This window comes from Geobacillus sp. BMUD (assembly GCF_013096845.1).
Lineage (GTDB): Bacteria > Bacillota > Bacilli > Bacillales > Anoxybacillaceae > Geobacillus > Geobacillus vulcani.
This window is the reverse complement of sequence record NZ_SDLA01000043.1, coordinates 1-949: the sequence shown is the minus strand read 5'-3', so window position 1 is coordinate 949 and position 949 is coordinate 1. Positions and strand designations below refer to the sequence as shown.

Here is a 949-nt window from a genome sequence, read left to right as displayed (position 1 = left end):
CCATGTCCCATTCCGAAATAATTCACAAAAAATTTAGCACATTCTTTCGGAAAGGGGGAGAGGGATATTCCGAAGGAATGTGCAAAAAAGAGTCTTTTTTGTGCGGAAATAAAGTGATAATTTACAAAATATCGCTTGTCACAATTAATCGGCATTCTCAAAACCAATCAGCCGTTCCGCCCTATTGAGGAAATCCGAGATGAAGTATATCGTACAATGGGAGCAAAAGAATTGAAAGACGGGGAGGAAAACTAAGTGGCTCGCAAGCTATGGATTGACACAAATGTCGTGATTCGAATCATGACCGGCCATCCCCAAGAGCTTGTGGAAGAAGTTGGGGACATGTTGCAGAAAGTAGAAGCAGGAGAATTGATTTTGCGCCTTAATCCGCTCGTCGTCGCGGAATGTTGCTGGGTGCTGGCTTCCGTCTATCAAGCATCGCCGTCCGACATTTCCGCCGCCTTATTAAAGTTTACCAACGGGATTGGGATCGAAACAGAGGAAAAAGATGTTGTGCAACAAGCGCTTCGAGATTACGGCGAGAAAAAGGTCGATTTCATTGACGCGTATATCGCCGCTCATGCAAAAGCGAATCCCCCAGAAGATGTCGTTACTTGGGACAAACATGTTAAACGATTGAACATTCGCCACGGTCGCCCTAAGGACTGGTAAAAAGAGGGTGTCCCAAAAGGACCGGGACGCCCTCTTTCATCGCTATATACGTACTGACTGCTTCTGCCGCACTGTATGTTGTGCCTATCTTGAAGGCAGGCGACCTTTTGGGTCAGCCTCTCTTTTGAAACTCGTTCTTGCTTTACAGCTCCGTTACAGAAAACTTATAAGGCTTTATAAGATAGTTAAAAATCTTATAAAGACCTATGTTTCTTTCCTTGTTCATCGCACCCGATTTCGCCAAAGCTACTCTCGTTGGATGTGGTGCTCCGAAGGC

At 45.3% G+C, this 949-nt stretch carries 1 protein-coding gene; it reads left to right on the top strand.

Features of this window, described 5'->3' with window-relative positions; translation table 11 throughout:
• The first annotated feature begins 255 nt into the window (after positions 1 to 255).
• Positions 256 to 672, top strand: coding sequence for a type II toxin-antitoxin system VapC family toxin (locus ETC05_RS17255; RefSeq protein WP_171661543.1), 417 nt, complete (start codon positions 256 to 258; stop codon positions 670 to 672).
• The last annotated feature ends 277 nt before the right edge of the window (positions 673 to 949 follow it).